This is a genomic window from Staphylococcus caledonicus (genome assembly GCF_016238465.1).
Classification (GTDB): Bacteria; Bacillota; Bacilli; order Staphylococcales; family Staphylococcaceae; genus Staphylococcus; species Staphylococcus caledonicus.
In genome coordinates, this window is the sequence record NZ_JABTXV010000001.1 from 881,879 (window position 1) to 896,674 (window position 14,796).

The 14,796-nt window shown below is 33.1% G+C and carries 15 protein-coding genes and 1 riboswitch; of the genes, 11 read left to right on the forward strand and 4 right to left on the reverse strand.

What is annotated here, in order from left to right:
- Window positions 1-174: 174 nt before the first annotated feature.
- Together HS848_RS04415 and cvfB are read right to left on the reverse strand one after the other, a co-directional pair.
- Window positions 175-1,125: a PstS family phosphate ABC transporter substrate-binding protein gene (locus HS848_RS04415; protein WP_198611392.1), complete on the reverse strand. Its 951-nt coding sequence runs from the start codon at window positions 1,123-1,125 to the stop codon at window positions 175-177.
- Between the two features lie 276 nt (window positions 1,126-1,401).
- Window positions 1,402-2,298, reverse strand: a complete 897-nt coding sequence (gene cvfB / locus HS848_RS04420; protein ID WP_198611393.1) for an RNA-binding virulence regulatory protein CvfB — start codon at window positions 2,296-2,298, stop codon at window positions 1,402-1,404.
- A 154-nt stretch (window positions 2,299-2,452) separates the two neighbouring features.
- Between cvfB and HS848_RS04425 the strand changes: the two genes are divergently transcribed.
- The 8 genes from HS848_RS04425 (at window position 2,453) to lysA (ending at window position 11,634) form a co-directional block, all read left to right on the forward strand.
- Window positions 2,453-4,057 carry an ABC-F family ATP-binding cassette domain-containing protein gene (locus HS848_RS04425; protein WP_198611394.1) on the forward strand — a complete coding sequence of 535 codons (1,605 nt, stop codon included), beginning with the start codon at window positions 2,453-2,455 and terminating at the stop codon, window positions 4,055-4,057.
- Window positions 4,058-4,242: 185 nt separating this feature from the next.
- A riboswitch (Lysine riboswitch) is annotated at window positions 4,243-4,419 on the forward strand.
- A gap of 116 nt (window positions 4,420-4,535) precedes the next feature.
- Window positions 4,536-5,525: an aspartate-semialdehyde dehydrogenase gene (locus tag HS848_RS04430; protein ID WP_198611395.1), complete on the forward strand. Its 990-nt coding sequence runs from the start codon at window positions 4,536-4,538 to the stop codon at window positions 5,523-5,525.
- A 1-nt stretch (window position 5,526) separates the two neighbouring features.
- On the forward strand, window positions 5,527-6,411 hold the full coding sequence (gene dapA / locus HS848_RS04435; RefSeq protein WP_198611396.1) for a 4-hydroxy-tetrahydrodipicolinate synthase: 885 nt from the start codon (window positions 5,527-5,529) through the stop codon (window positions 6,409-6,411).
- Entirely contained in the window at window positions 6,411-7,136 is a 726-nt protein-coding gene (dapB, locus tag HS848_RS04440) for a 4-hydroxy-tetrahydrodipicolinate reductase (RefSeq protein ID WP_107507944.1), read from the forward strand. The genes dapA and dapB overlap by 1 nt, the downstream gene beginning before the upstream one ends.
- A 30-nt stretch (window positions 7,137-7,166) precedes the next feature.
- The gene (gene dapD / locus HS848_RS04445) at window positions 7,167-7,886 is read left to right on the forward strand and encodes a 2,3,4,5-tetrahydropyridine-2,6-dicarboxylate N-acetyltransferase (RefSeq protein WP_198611397.1); all 720 of its coding nucleotides are present in this window, start codon (window positions 7,167-7,169) and stop codon (window positions 7,884-7,886) included.
- A gap of 245 nt (window positions 7,887-8,131) precedes the next feature.
- Window positions 8,132-9,283: a M20 metallopeptidase family protein gene (locus tag HS848_RS04450; RefSeq protein WP_198611398.1), complete on the forward strand. Its 1,152-nt coding sequence runs from the start codon at window positions 8,132-8,134 to the stop codon at window positions 9,281-9,283.
- A 6-nt stretch (window positions 9,284-9,289) separates the two neighbouring features.
- Window positions 9,290-10,366, forward strand: coding sequence for an alanine racemase (locus tag HS848_RS04455; RefSeq protein WP_198611399.1), 1,077 nt, complete (start codon window positions 9,290-9,292; stop codon window positions 10,364-10,366).
- 2 nt (window positions 10,367-10,368) lie between these two features.
- Complete coding sequence (gene lysA, locus HS848_RS04460; protein WP_198611400.1) at window positions 10,369-11,634, forward strand: diaminopimelate decarboxylase; 1,266 nt, start codon at window positions 10,369-10,371, stop codon at window positions 11,632-11,634.
- A gap of 121 nt (window positions 11,635-11,755) precedes the next feature.
- Here lysA and cspA read toward each other — a convergent pair whose 3' ends face one another.
- Both cspA and msaA read right to left on the reverse strand, forming a co-directional pair.
- Window positions 11,756-11,956, reverse strand: coding sequence for a cold shock protein CspA (gene cspA, locus HS848_RS04465; protein ID WP_002433901.1), 201 nt, complete (start codon window positions 11,954-11,956; stop codon window positions 11,756-11,758).
- A gap of 204 nt (window positions 11,957-12,160) precedes the next feature.
- On the reverse strand, window positions 12,161-12,469 hold the full coding sequence (gene msaA / locus HS848_RS04470) for a regulatory protein MsaA (protein WP_107507939.1): 309 nt from the start codon (window positions 12,467-12,469) through the stop codon (window positions 12,161-12,163).
- A gap of 164 nt (window positions 12,470-12,633) precedes the next feature.
- Between msaA and HS848_RS04475 the strand changes: the two genes are divergently transcribed.
- Genes HS848_RS04475 through HS848_RS04485 form a run of 3 tightly spaced genes read left to right on the forward strand, consistent with a single transcriptional unit; the run spans window position 12,634 to window position 14,761 of the window.
- Window positions 12,634-12,903 (forward strand): acylphosphatase, encoded by a 270-nt coding sequence (locus HS848_RS04475; protein ID WP_198611401.1) that lies wholly within the window; start codon window positions 12,634-12,636, stop codon window positions 12,901-12,903.
- A 21-nt stretch (window positions 12,904-12,924) separates the two neighbouring features.
- A complete protein-coding gene (locus HS848_RS04480; protein WP_198611402.1) occupies window positions 12,925-13,551 on the forward strand; it encodes a 5-bromo-4-chloroindolyl phosphate hydrolysis family protein in 627 nt (208 codons plus the stop codon).
- Between the two features lie 25 nt (window positions 13,552-13,576).
- Window positions 13,577-14,761: a toxic anion resistance protein gene (locus HS848_RS04485; RefSeq protein ID WP_198611403.1), complete on the forward strand. Its 1,185-nt coding sequence runs from the start codon at window positions 13,577-13,579 to the stop codon at window positions 14,759-14,761.
- The last annotated feature ends 35 nt before the right edge of the window (window positions 14,762-14,796 follow it).

Below are 14,796 nucleotides of genomic sequence, written 5' to 3' on the forward strand. Positions count from 1 at the left end.
TCTCTTTTTCTCCCAATGTATAAAAAAGAGCGAGAAATTATCAGGTAAATAATGAGTTCAAATTAATCTACAACATTTTAACAATCACCCATATAATCGAGAACAAGGTAGCGGTAATGCCACCTTGTCCTCCCCCTTGAATAATTTCCAGCCCTTTGATATTAAAATTGATTATTATTTATCTGAATCTTTGTCATATTTTTTTAGTTCTTTTAATTCATCTTTGTAAGTTTTTTCTGGAGAAGCTACATAACCAGCATCTTCAGCCGCTTTACCTTTATCTTCTAAAGTGAATTTAATGAATTCTCTCATTACATCATTTTCTTTTAATGATTTTTCTTTAACATATAAGAATAATGGTCTACTTAAAGCATAAGAGCCTTCTTTGATTGTTTTCTTAGTTGGTTCAGTTGCTTTACCTTTGTCATCTTTGATTTTAACTTCTTTTAATTTATCTTTATTTTGTTCATAGAAGTTATAACCGAAGTAACCAATACCTTGTTTGTTCTTTTCAACTGATTGAACGATTACGTTAGTGTCACCGTTTTTCTCAGCTTTGATATCTTCTTTATCCATTACTTCTTCTTCAAAGAAGTCATAAGTACCATGACTTGAGTTTGGAGAAAAGGCTTTAATTTCTTTATCTGGCCAACTTGAGTTTACATCTTTCCAAGTTTTAGCTTCGCCAGTGTAGATTTTTTTCAATTGGTCTTTAGATAATTCATTTACGAAATCATTATCTTTGTTAACTGTAACTGTTACACCATCTTGTGCAATTTTGAATTCTTTATATTTAATACCTTTGTCTTCTAATTTTTGTTTTTCTTCATCTTTAATAGGTCTAGAAGCTTGTGAGAAATCAGTTTCACCGGCGATGAATTTTTCAAAGCCAGCACCAGTACCTGCTTGACCAGAAGAGATAGTTGCGTTTGGATGGTCTTTTGCCCATTTTTCATTTAATTTTTCAACGATTGGAGCTACTGTAGATGAACCTTCACCTTTTGCTTGGCCTTTAAGATCTTTTCCATCTCCTGAACCGCTACCACTACTATCGCCACCGCCACATGCGCCTAATAATACCGAAGCGCCTAAAACAGTTGTACCGACTAATTGCCATTTTTTCATTGAAACATCCTCCTAATATAAATAACCCAAATTGTTATATGTATTTCTTACAATGCCTATATTACATACCTTTTGTTAATATAAAATAGATTAAATGTAAAGGTTTTGTTAAGATGATAGAAAATTTAATATGGTAGATAAAAAAACTTTATAAAATAAAAAACATTCACTGATTAAGCTATAACTTAAACAATGAATGTTTTGTAATAATAGTAAATTATTGATATTTGTTGATTATGTCGAAACTTAATAATAGAAGAAAAACGTCTCTATTCATTATTGTTCTGCATGACTCCAACCTTTTTTAGTTAGTGAAATTTTGCCAGTTTCAATGTTAATCATTTTTTGTTTATAAAGATGGCCAATCGCTCGTTTAAATGAACCTTTACTCATGTTAAAGACTTCTTTAATCGCCTCAGGACTAGATTTATCCCAGAATGGAAGCTCTCCTTCGTATTCGACTAATAAATCGAAAATAATTTGTCCATCTTCATCTAATCGTTCATGTGCTAAAGGTAAAAATGAACCATTGAGTTCACCTTTCTCATTGTGACCGATAATTCTTACTTCTACTTCCTCACCTAAGCGAGGTTCGTATTTACGCTCTGATTCATGCACAAAGATTTTATAACCATCTTCTGATAATAGGAAACTTCCTATACGTAATAAACGATAAGGGCGTGCTTTGATTAATTTATTTTGTTGGCTATCGTCAAGTACTGGAGTAAACATACTCTCAACGATAGTTTCACTTGCTAAACGTGCGAACATTTGATTTTCTCTATCTATTCTCATAGTTACTAATACATAATCGCCTACTTGAGGCCATAATGATTTAACTTTAGGCAGGTCTTCCCAAGGAATTAATACTTCTCTAGGTAATCCTACGTCAACACGTGCGCCGTCACGATCTGTTTTTAGTACTTTTGCAAAATCATATTTATCTTTAGTAATGTCAGGCATGTTTTGAGTAGCAAATAACTCGCCTGAACGGTTAGGGTAAATAAAGAAACTATATTCTTCTCCTACTTCTAATTCATCTTCATCATTGATTTCAGATTGATTTAATTTAACTTGTTCATTGTTAGGCCCTTTTAAAAGGTAAGTAGAACCTTCTAAGCCGGTTACTTCTAAGAACTCTATTGAACCAACGATATCTTTATCTAATGCCATAATATTCTCCTTCAAGGGTTTGTATTCTTACCTATTATAACACGCTTAATAGAAACTAGCATTTCACTCTTTCAGTTTTAGATTAGGTCGAAACTCAAAAGATAATATGATATAATTTTTCCGTTAGATAAACGATTAATAAAGGAGTACATGCATGTTACAAGTAACTGATGTAAGTTTACGTTTCGGCGATCGTAAACTATTTGAAGATGTAAATATTAAATTTACAGAAGGTAATTGTTATGGACTTATTGGGGCAAATGGTGCTGGTAAATCTACATTTTTAAAAATATTATCTGGAGAATTAGATTCTCAAACTGGCCATGTATCAATGGGTAAAGACGAACGTTTAGCAGTTTTAAAACAGGATCACTTCGCTTATGAAGATGAGCGTGTTTTAGACGTAGTGATTAAAGGCCATGAACGTTTATATGAAGTAATGAAAGAAAAAGATGAAATTTATATGAAACCCGATTTCAGTGATGAAGATGGTATTCGCGCTGCTGAATTAGAAGGCGAATTTGCTGAAATGAACGGCTGGAACGCTGAAGCGGATGCTGGTTCCCTACTTTCTGGTTTAGGAATTTCTGCTGACTTACAAGATAAGCAAATGTCAGAGTTAGAAAACAACCAAAAAGTGAAAGTGTTATTAGCCCAAAGTTTATTCGGAGAGCCAGATGTATTATTACTTGATGAGCCTACCAATGGTTTAGATATCCCTGCCATCAACTGGTTAGAAGACTTCTTAATTCATTTTGATAATACTGTAATTGTGGTATCCCACGACCGTCACTTCTTAAATAATGTGTGTACGCATATTGCAGATTTAGACTTTGGTAAAATTAAGTTATATGTCGGTAACTATGATTTCTGGTATCAATCAAGTCAATTAGCCCAAAAGATGGCTCAAGAACAAAATAAGAAAAAAGAAGAAAAAATGAAAGAATTACAAGACTTTATCGCTCGTTTCTCTGCTAACGCTTCTAAATCAAAACAAGCGACTAGTCGTAAAAAACAATTAGAAAAAATTGAATTAGATGATATTCAACCATCTTCTAGACGTTATCCATACGTTAAATTCACTCCAGAACGTGAAATTGGTAATGATTTATTGACTGTTGAAGGTCTTTCAAAAACAATTGATGGTGAAAAAGTATTAGATAATATTTCGTTTACTATGAATCCAAATGATAAAGCTATTCTAATTGGAGATAGTGAGATTTCTAAATCAACATTATTAAAAATACTAGCTGGCGAAATGGAACCTGATGAAGGTTCATTTAAATGGGGCGTCACAACTTCATTAAGCTATTTCCCTAAAGATAATTCAGAATTCTTTGAGGGTGTAGACATGAACTTGGTTGACTGGTTACGTCAATATGCGCCTGAAGACGAACAAACAGAAACATTCTTACGTGGTTTCTTAGGTCGTATGTTATTTAGTGGCGAAGAAGTTAAGAAAAAAGCGAGTGTGCTTTCAGGTGGTGAGAAAGTACGTTGCATGTTAAGTAAAATGATGCTTTCTAGTGCTAATGTATTATTACTTGATGAACCTACGAACCACCTTGATTTAGAAAGTATAACTGCTGTCAACGATGGTTTGAAATCATTTAAAGGTTCAATCATCTTTACTTCATATGACTTTGAATTCATTAATACGATTTCAAATCGTGTCATTGATTTAAATCAACCTGGTGGTCTATCTAAAGAAGTACCTTATGAAGAATATCTTCAAGAAATTGGTATATTACAAAAATAGTCTTTTAAATAAATATAGCTTGTCCCCTTTTAGATTAAGTTTAAGGGAACAAGCTATTTTTCTATTCATACTGATAACTTTTTCATATAATAGCATAGATTAATTTTCAGTCTTTTCCAAAAAATCACAATTATCTGTTTACATAAATATTTAGCTTATGTATAATGTAACTCATAACAATTAAATAAAATCGATGAGGCGCATCAATCATCAGTATATATTAGGTTAACTGTCTGCAACAGCTAATATTGAAAGGGTGCGATGCCGAAGTAGATTATAAACGCAGTTATAATTTATTGGACTTTATGGTTAAGAGCTAAGAGTTTGTCATTATTATTTGATAATGGAGTGCATCACTTATATATATTATGAGTAAGTTCGTGCATTTCGAACTTACTTTTTTTATATCGCATGTCTCCACATAATATTTATAATTAATTTTTCGAAAATTCAAAAAAGAACAATGGAGTGACTTTTCATGACAAGAATAGCAGTAGTTGGTGCAACAGGATTAGTTGGAACAAAAATGTTAGAAACTATCGATCGTAAGCATATTAAATTTGACGAGTTAGTATTATTTTCATCTGCAAAATCTGCAGGTAAAGAGATTAGTTTCCAAGGACAAACATATATTGTTCAAGAACTTACTGAACAAACGGCAAGTGAAAAATATGATTACGTTTTAATGAGTGCTGGTGGCGGAACAAGCGCACAATTCGCCCCTATCTTTGAACAAGCGGGAGCAATCGTAATTGATAACTCTAGCCAATGGCGAATGACTGAAGATATTGACTTAATTGTTCCTGAAGTCAATGAACCTCAATTTAAACGTGGAATTATCGCTAATCCTAACTGTTCAACAATTCAATCAGTAGTACCTTTAAAAGTATTACAAGATAAATTTGGCTTGAAACGTGTGGCCTATACAACATATCAAGCAGTTTCTGGTTCAGGTGTTAAGGGTAAAAGAGATTTAATTGAAGGCGCAAATGGTAAAGCTCCAGAAGCTTATCCCCACCCTATTTATAACAATGTGTTACCACATATTGATGTGTTCTTAGAGGATGGCTATACCAAAGAAGAACAAAAAATGATTGATGAAACACGTAAAATTTTACGTGAGCCAGACTTACGAGTAACAGCAACATGTGCGCGTGTGCCAGTTCAAGATAGTCATAGTGTGGAAATTGACGTGACACTCGATAAAGAAGCAACAGTTCAAGAAATTAAAGATTTATTTGAAAATGATAACCGAGTAGTTCTAGTAGATAATCCTGATAATAATGAATATCCTCAAGCGATTAATTCAACTGGTAAAGATGAAGTATTCGTGGGTAGAATCCGCCGTGATGATTCTTTAGATAATACATTCCACGTATGGTGTACATCTGATAACTTACTTAAAGGCGCGGCATTAAATGCAGTACAAGTATTGGAGCAAGTCATTAATTTAAAAGGAGCTAGATAATATGACGCATATCTTTGAAGGCGTAGGTGTAGCATTAGCTACTCCATTTACAAATAATGAAGTTGATTATAACGCATTAGAAAAACATGTAGACTTTTTATTAGAAAATAATGTACAAGCTATTATTGTTAATGGGACTACGGCAGAAAGCCCTACTTTGACGGAAGAGGAAAAAGAATCAGTACTTGAAGCGGTCATTAAACAAGTTAATCACCAAGTTGCTATTATTGCGGGAACTGGGACAAATAATACTGAAAAATCAATCCAAGCCTCATTACGTGCTAAAGCGCTCGGTGCTGATGCAATTATGTTAATCACTCCGTACTATAATAAAACGAATCAACGAGGACTAGTTAAGCATTTTGAAACGATTGCTAATAAAGTTCAGTTGCCTGTGGTGTTATATAATGTGCCTTCAAGAACGAATATGACGATTGATCCAGAAACTGTTGAAACACTAAGTCATCACCAATATATTGTAGCAATCAAAGATGCCACTAATGATTTTGATTACTACGAAGAAGTTAAAAAACGTATTAATCAAGATGAATTTGCTTTATATAGTGGTAATGATGATAACATTGTAGAGTTTTATAATCGCGGGGGTAACGGTGTAATTTCAGTAATTGCAAATGTGATTCCTAAAGAGTTTCAAGCGCTATACGATGCTAAACAAAGTGGAGAAGATATTTCAAAAGAGTTTGAAGCAGTTGGTAAATTATTAAACGCATTATCAGTAGATGTTAACCCAATTCCAATTAAAGCGTTAACGAGTTATTTAGGGTTCGGTAACTATGAATTACGTTTACCACTCTTGCCTTTAGAAGTTGAAGATACAAAAGCATTAGTAAATACGTATAAACAGTTTAAAGCGGGTGAACTTTAATGAGAATTTTATTAATTGGTTACGGGGCAATGAACCAACGTGTTGCACGACTTGCCGAAGAGAAAGGTCATGAAATTATTGGTGTAATAGAACCTGAACATAATGAGGCTACACCATATACACATTTTGATCATATCGCTGATGCTCAAGACAAAGCAGATGTAGCTATTGATTTTTCTAATCCGAACTTACTCTTACCTCTTTTAGATGAAGCGTTTGAGTTACCTTTAGTGATTGCAACTACAGGTGAAAAAGAAGCTATTGTAAAAAAACTTGAAGAATTAGCGTCACGCATGCCAGTATTCTTTAGTGCCAATATGAGTTATGGTGTCCATGCACTTACTAAAATATTAGAAGCGGCAGTTCCCCTATTACAAGATTTTGATATTGAGTTAACTGAAGCGCACCACAATAAAAAAGTAGATGCACCAAGTGGTACGTTAATTAAATTGTATGATGCGATTAAAGAAGCACGAGAAAACATTACTCCAGTTTATAATAGACATGAACGTAATGAAAAACGTACTAAAGATGAGATTGGTATTCATGCAATTCGCGGCGGTACAATCGTCGGTGAACATGATATCTTATTTGCCGGTATTGATGAAACAATCACTATTTCTCATAAGGCACAATCTAAAGACATTTTCGCTAACGGTGCAATTAATGCCGGTGAAAAATTAATAAAATTACCTAATGGTTATTATACATTTGATAATCTATAAAAATATAATTTTCAAGGAGAGACTAAACTTATGGTACAACACTTGTCAGCAGAAGAAATCATTCAATATATTAGCGATGCTAAGAAATCAACACCATTAAAAGTATATGCAAATGGTAATTTTGAAGATGTAACCTTTCCACAAACATTTAAAGTATTTGGTTCAGAAAATTCAAAAGTAATTTTCTGTGAGACAGATGAATGGAAAGAATTTTATGATAGCTATCAAGCTAATATTGAAGAATTAGAGATAGAAATGGATCGTCGTAATTCAGCGATTCCGCTTAAAGATTTAACGAATACCAACGCACGTATTGAACCAGGTGCGTTTATTCGTGAACAAGCTATTATTAAAGATGGCGCTGTAGTAATGATGGGCGCAACAATTAATATCGGTGCTGTTGTCGGTGAAGGTACTATGATAGATATGAATGCTACATTAGGTGGCCGTGCTACAACTGGTAAAAATGTCCATGTTGGCGCAGGCGCAGTATTAGCGGGTGTTATTGAACCACCAAGTGCCTCTCCAGTAGTTATTGAAGATAATGTTTTAATTGGAGCCAATGCAGTTATCCTTGAAGGTGTGCGTGTGGGTGAAGGTGCGATTGTGGCTGCAGGTGCAATTGTAACCCAAGATGTTCCCGCTGGTGCTGTTGTTGCTGGTACCCCTGCTAAAGTAATTAAACAAACTTCTGAAGTTGAAGATTCGAAACGAGAAATTGTTTCAGCTTTAAGAAAGTTAAATGACTAAAAGTTAATTTAATAGAAAATTATTTTGAGTTAAGAACTATATTTAATTAATCCCTACTAATTATAAGATTAAGAGCCTAGAACATTTGACTAAATAAATGTTTCGGGCTCTTAACCATATTTATATTTTTGTGACATTAATTTTACCAGTTTTCCAGACACATTATTGATGCCTCACTCTCCCATGATTAAGCTAAGCTTTACATATAAAATTTTTAATGAAAAATAAGTTAAAGGAATGATATTATGAGCGAATTAGAATTTGTAACTAAACATAGAAGACATTTACATCAACACCCTGAGTTAAGTCTTCACGAATATGAAACAACACAACATATTATTCAATTTTTAGAAGAATTAGATGTGCCACATCAACGACCTTTAGAAACTGGCGCAATTGCATATTTAGAAGGTAATAGTGATCACACTATCGCTTTTCGTGCTGATATCGATGCTTTACCTATCTTTGAAGAAAATGAAGTGGACTACCGCAGTCAAACAGATAATGTGATGCATGCTTGTGGCCATGATGGTCATACAACAGCGTTAATGCTATTTGTGAAACGTTGTAAAACTATGGCAGACCGTAATGAACTACCTCATAATGTTGTCTTTATCTTTCAACCCGCTGAAGAAACTGGCGGTGGCGCACATCGTTTAATTAAAGCAGGTGCATTTAAAGATTACCCTATCGAAGCGGTCTTCGGCATTCATGTGAATCCTTTTGCAAAAAAAGGACAAGTAGTCATTAGAGATGAAGAAATTACTGCTAGTGCTACTGAATATAGATTCTTTTTAAAAGGATTATCAAGCCATGTTGCCGATAAAGAACAGGGACACTCATGTGGTGAAGCACTGTTACATGTACTTAACCAAGTTGGACAAATTCAACAATATCATTTAAATGGATTAAAACGAAATATTGTTCATATGGGTCACTTTGAAGCTGGCGAAGCCATTAATACAGTACCTAGTAATGGTTATCTTGAAGGCACAATTAGAACATATGATCCTGAAGACTTAAGAGTTGTAACTGCTCAAATGCAAAAGATAGCTGACAGTGTGAGCTTATTGTTTAATGTAGAATGTGAAGTTAAATTTGAAGAAGGATATCCACCTACTATGAACAGCCCAAAATTGCGTGCTAGCGTTGAACGAGCTATTCAAGATGCGAATTTAGAGGTTATAGATAAACCTCTACCTTTCTTGTTCGGTGAAGATTTTAGTTTTTATGGCCAACATTTAGCGCCCTCTTATTTTGCTTTTGTAGGTACACGAAATGAAGATAAAGGCTTTGTAACAGGTCTACATACTCCTACCCTTAATTTTGATGAAAAGGTTTTAATTTATGTAGCAAATTATTATGAACAATTATTAAAAAATTACGGAAAGGAGTAATAGATTGTGACAGCAACTTGGTCAGTGGATACAGAACGATTTTATCAAAATGTAGTTAAAGTAAAAAATGGTAATTCAATCATGGCGGTAGTTAAAAATAATGCCTACCATTATGGATTAGAATTTGCTGTAAAAACTTTTTTAAAAGCTGGGATAACTACATTTAGTACTACATCTTTAAAGGAAGCAGTGAAAATAAGTTCACTTGCTCCTAAAGCAACTGTCTTTTTAATGAATGCAGTATATGATTTTGAAACGGTTAGAAAGTATCAAATTCAAATGACTTTACCTTCACTAGAATACTATTATCAATATAAAAGTGATTTACAAGGGATTAATGTCCATTTAGAATTTGAAAATTTATTACATCGCTCTGGATTTAAATCATTAGATGAAATTAAAGAAGTAATCGTAGATCATCAAAATAACCAAAGTCATCAAAAAATGAATATTGTAGGATTATGGACTCATTTTGGTTATGCTGATGAGTTTGATGTGCCGGAATATACGGTGGAACGAGAAGCGTGGTTGAATGTAGTTAACACTTTATTAAATGAAGGCTATAATTTTGATATGATTCATGCACAAAATAGTGCAAGCTATTATCGTGAAGGACGCGCCCTTCTTCCTCATCATACACATGCACGTGTGGGCATAGCGTTATATGGTTCTCGTCCGTATAGCAATTTAGATGAACAAGAAATTAATCAGGCACTCACAGTTAAAGCTAATGTAATTCAAGTACGAGAAGTTAATCATGGTGACTATTGTGGTTACAGCTTTGCTTTTGAAGCAACGAAAAATCAAACACGTTTAGCGGTTGTGGATATTGGCTATGGGGACGGTATTCTTAAGTCTCGCGCAAAACATGAAGCATTAATAAATGGCAAACGTTACCCTATCCGAGCTTTAATGATGAGTCATATGTTTGTAGAAGTAAATGATGAAGTCCATGCACAAGATGAAGTGATATTATATAATGAAGATATACGCATTGATGAATACACTTTCAAGGGCGTAGGCGCTAACTCAGAACAACTTAGTGCAATGAATCATGATTCTCTCATAAAGGAGTATAGATAAAGATGGCAGTTAAATATAATGAGTATGGTGAATTAACAATGGCGGGCACAAGCTTAAAAACGCTTGCTCAAAGTTTTGGGACACCTACTATTGTGTACGACGAAGACGAAATTCGCAATCAAATGCGTAGATATCATAAAGCTTTTCAAGAAAGCGGATTAAAATATAATATTTCTTATGCATCTAAAGCATTTACTTGTATTCAAATGGTAAAACTTGTGCAAGAAGAAGACTTACAGTTAGACGTGGTGTCTGAAGGAGAATTATATACAGCTCTAGAGGCTAAATTCGATCCTAGCAAGATTCATTTCCATGGTAACAATAAAACTAAACGTGAGATTCAGTATGCGTTAGAAAATGGCGTAGGTTATTTTGTAATTGATTCGCTTGAAGAAATTGATTTAATTGATAGATATGCGAGTGATACTGTCAATGTTGTAATTCGTGTAAATCCTGGCGTAGAGGCTCATACACATGAATTTATTCAAACTGGACAAGAAGATAGTAAATTTGGCTTATCAATTCGTCATGGTTTAGCACTTGAAGCAGTTAATAAAGTGCGTGATTCTAAACGTTTACATTTAAAAGGTGTTCACTTCCATATAGGCTCTCAAATCGAAGGCACTGAAGCAATGATTGAAACTGCGAAGATTGTATTAAATTGGTTACATGAGAATGACATTAAAGTCGAGTTGCTTAACTTAGGCGGAGGATTTGGAATTAAATATCTTGAAAGCGATGTAAGTTTCCCTATTGAAGAAGGCATTGGTGAAATTACTAACGCTATTAAACATGAAGTTGAACGTTTAAATTATGACATGCCAGAAATTGGTATTGAACCAGGTCGTTCAATTGTAGGTGAAGCCGGTATTACATTATATGAAGTAGGAACAATTAAAGATATTCCAAATGTAAATAAATATATTTCAATTGACGGTGGTATGAGTGATCATATTAGAACTGCTTTATATGATGCTAAATATCAAGCCTTACTAGTAAATCGTCATGAAGAAGCGGATGACACTGTAACGATTGCAGGTAAACTATGTGAATCTGGAGATATTATTATTCGTGATGCGCAGTTACCTTCATCAGTTGCACGCGGTGATTATTTAGCTATATTATCTACTGGAGCATATCATTACTCAATGGCTTCTAATTATAATCAAATGCAAAAACCACCTGTGTTCTTCTTAAAAGATGGAAAAGCACGTGAAGTTATTAAACGTCAATCACTAAGACAATTAATCATTAATGATACAAAATAAACTTATGAAAAGCCTTATTCCACTATTTCAGTAGAATAAGGCTTTTCATAATTGTAGAAATAAAAAAACACCTTACATCTTGGTAAGGTGTTACTAAAGTCAATATTTAACAATCTATTTATTATAGTTTAACAACGTTTGCAGCTTGAGGACCGCGGTCGCCTTCAACTACTTCAAATTCAACTGATTGACCTTCTTCTAATGATTTGTAACCATCTTGGTTAATTGCTGAGAAGTGTACGAATACGTCGTTTTCTCCTTCAACTTCGATAAAACCAAAACCTTTTTCAGCGTTAAACCATTTTACTGTACCTTGTTTCATAATTCTGAAACCTCCAAGACTAAAATTCATTCAATATGCATTATTCGCATATTACAAAAAATACATGTGACAATTATGTATTAATAACACAACCTATAAATAACTCTTACAAATATTCTTTGCAATATGGAATAAAACCATTGCTTATTAGTTATTATATGTTAATTCGTACTAAATTGCAATACAATTATAGAAAATTGTCATTTAATTAATTTTTGGGAGATTATAATAAACATCTTTATTATTTAAAACAATAAAACTATAAAATATTTGCAAATCTTCATCGCAATCCTCACAAAAATTTAAATCACAATTATTATAAAAAGCGTGAATATTGTATTTCCCAACTACATAATTATCATAATATTGCATACTTTGCTTAATCAATGTCTCATAATTTTCAATCATAGTGTCATAATCATCAAATTGATGTTTTTCAATAATTTTATCTGTCCAGTCGCTAAATAACCACCATCCCTCATAGTCAGCTCGAATCTTTGCAACTGTCCACATTGTAAATTCCCCTCTCAAATTAGCCTATAACAAGTATTTTAACTTTTTTACATTTGAATTCAAGTTTAATGGCTCATACTTTTGACCGATGTAGAGCGTAATGTGATAGTAAATATTAGTTTTTTAATACAAAAATTCGTATAATATATTTAAGAGGTGATACTATGCAACATAAGCATTTACGAGTTTTTGGAACAGTTCAGGGAGTAGGTTTCCGTTACTATACACAAAGATTAGCGCACAAATATCATATAGTAGGAACAGTTGAAAATGAAGAAGACTATGTAGATATATATGCTCAAGGTGAAGAACAAGACTTAGAGCAATTTATTGATGCAGTAAAAAATGGTGCCTCACCTGCTTCTTCGGTGACTGACTATGATATCGAAGATTTAAATTCCAACGATCAATATTCAGATTTTAAATCGATTTAATTATATAAAGGAAGATGAATTTTGAAATATAATATTTCTCGACTTTTAGGTGTAATTGTAGGCGTTCCAGTAGCATTTGTTTCCTGGATGGTCAGCGTCTTTGGGTTTGACCTTTCATTTATAATAGATGGATTAATAGGCGTCGGCATGTTTTTCGTCTCTTACTTCCCTACTCAAAGACTTACATCTAATAAGTATTTAGTTGAAATTGGATTATCGCGTAGAGATTATCGTTTTGTGAGAACTAACTTAAACCAGGCACAAGATAAAATTAGAAATATCTTAAAATCATTTATCAATGTTAGATCTCTAAAAGATTTTCGCCAAATTAATGATATTTATAGAATTTCTAAATCAATTCATTTCGCAGTTAAGCAAAGACCTGCTTTATTTTTTAAAGTAGAAAGCTTCTTTTACTCACATATAGATAACGCCTTAAATTTAATCGATTCATATACGCGTCTTTCAAAAATGCCTAAGAAAACTATCGAAGAGAAACAAAAATTAGAACAAACACGTATTACCCTAGATGAGGTAAAACGTACATTAATTGCAGATTTAAAACGCATTAACGAAGAGGATTACGAGCGATTAGATGTAGAAATGGAACTCAATCGTTTAGAACAATCACGTCGTAAAGATTCTTAAATAAAGAAATGGAGCGAATTTTTAAATGACTCGAGAAGAACAATTTATCAACTCACATCCATTAGATGATTATATAGAGCAACAAGATTTAAATCAGTCTAATCAAAATGAGATTACTCCAAATGCTATAGCTGAAGAAACTGAACTTCAATTTAGTGATAAAGAACTTCAAAAGATTGAAACTATCAGTCAGCAAATTAAACCACTAGATGACGAAGGCTTATTATCATTTGGTTCCCACTTACAACAAAATATGTCTAAATTTTCTCATCGTATGTTAGATGAGGTGCAAACTAAAGATGTAGGACCTATTGGTGACACGCTTGATCAGCTTATGTCTAAGCTTAAAGCGGTCAACCCTGATGAGTTGAATCCTGAAAAACAATCTAAAATCAAACGTTTATTTAAAAGAACGAAAGCTTCTATAAATGAAGTGTTTTCTAGAATGCAATCAGTAAGTTCACAAGTTGATCGTATTACAATTCAATTAGATAAACATAAAGCAAATTTATCTAAGGATATTCAACTATTAAATAGTTTATATGACCAAAACAAAGAATATTTCGATGATGTGTCATTATATATTGCAGCTGCGAAACACAAAAAGCGTGAAATACAAACTAACGATATTCCTAAATTGCAACAACATGCTGAACAAACAGGCAATCAAATGGATATTCAGGCAGTCGCTGATATGGAACAATTCGTAGACCGTTTAGATAAACGTATTTATGATTTACAATTATCAAGACAAATAGCAATTCAAACTGCTCCACAAATACGAATGATTCAAAATGTAAATCAAGCATTAGCAGAAAAAATTCAAAGCTCAATATTAACAAGTATTCCGTTGTGGAAGAATCAAATGGCAATAGCACTTACATTGATGAGACAACGAAATGCAGTATCTGCTCAACGTGGGGTTACAGATACGACTAATGACTTATTAACTCAAAATGCAGCGATGCTAAAACAAAATGCTATCGAAACAGCCACTGAAAATGAACGTGGCATTGTTGATATTGAGACATTGAAAACAACTCAAAGTGATATCATCGAAACGATTGAACAAACCTTACAAATTCAAGCAAATGGTCGTCAAAAACGCCAAGAAGCTGAAAAAGAATTATTAGGTCTAGAGAATGAGTTAAAACAACATGTTTTATCCATCAAAGAGCCTAATACGCAAAAACTTGATAACAAATATTAATATAAAAAAGCAATTTCTATCCTATTTCAATAGAA

Bases quoted from the DNA above. Each gene is read 5' to 3' on its own strand.
- HS848_RS04415 (WP_198611392.1), bottom strand. From the start codon at position 1,125: ATGAAAAAATGGCAATTAGTCGGTACAACTGTTTTAGGCGCTTCGGTA.
- cvfB (WP_198611393.1), bottom strand. From the start codon at position 2,298: ATGGCATTAGATAAAGATATCGTTGGTTCAATAGAGTTCTTAGAAGTA.
- HS848_RS04425 (WP_198611394.1), top strand. From the start codon at position 2,453: ATGTTACAAGTAACTGATGTAAGTTTACGTTTCGGCGATCGTAAACTA.
- HS848_RS04430 (WP_198611395.1), top strand. From the start codon at position 4,536: ATGACAAGAATAGCAGTAGTTGGTGCAACAGGATTAGTTGGAACAAAA.
- dapA (WP_198611396.1), top strand. From the start codon at position 5,527: ATGACGCATATCTTTGAAGGCGTAGGTGTAGCATTAGCTACTCCATTT.
- dapB (WP_107507944.1), top strand. From the start codon at position 6,411: ATGAGAATTTTATTAATTGGTTACGGGGCAATGAACCAACGTGTTGCA.
- dapD (WP_198611397.1), top strand. From the start codon at position 7,167: ATGGTACAACACTTGTCAGCAGAAGAAATCATTCAATATATTAGCGAT.
- HS848_RS04450 (WP_198611398.1), top strand. From the start codon at position 8,132: ATGAGCGAATTAGAATTTGTAACTAAACATAGAAGACATTTACATCAA.
- lysA (WP_198611400.1), top strand. From the start codon at position 10,369: ATGGCAGTTAAATATAATGAGTATGGTGAATTAACAATGGCGGGCACA.
- cspA (WP_002433901.1), bottom strand. From the start codon at position 11,956: ATGAAACAAGGTACAGTAAAATGGTTTAACGCTGAAAAAGGTTTTGGT.
- msaA (WP_107507939.1), bottom strand. From the start codon at position 12,469: ATGTGGACAGTTGCAAAGATTCGAGCTGACTATGAGGGATGGTGGTTA.
- HS848_RS04475 (WP_198611401.1), top strand. From the start codon at position 12,634: ATGCAACATAAGCATTTACGAGTTTTTGGAACAGTTCAGGGAGTAGGT.
- HS848_RS04485 (WP_198611403.1), top strand. From the start codon at position 13,577: ATGACTCGAGAAGAACAATTTATCAACTCACATCCATTAGATGATTAT.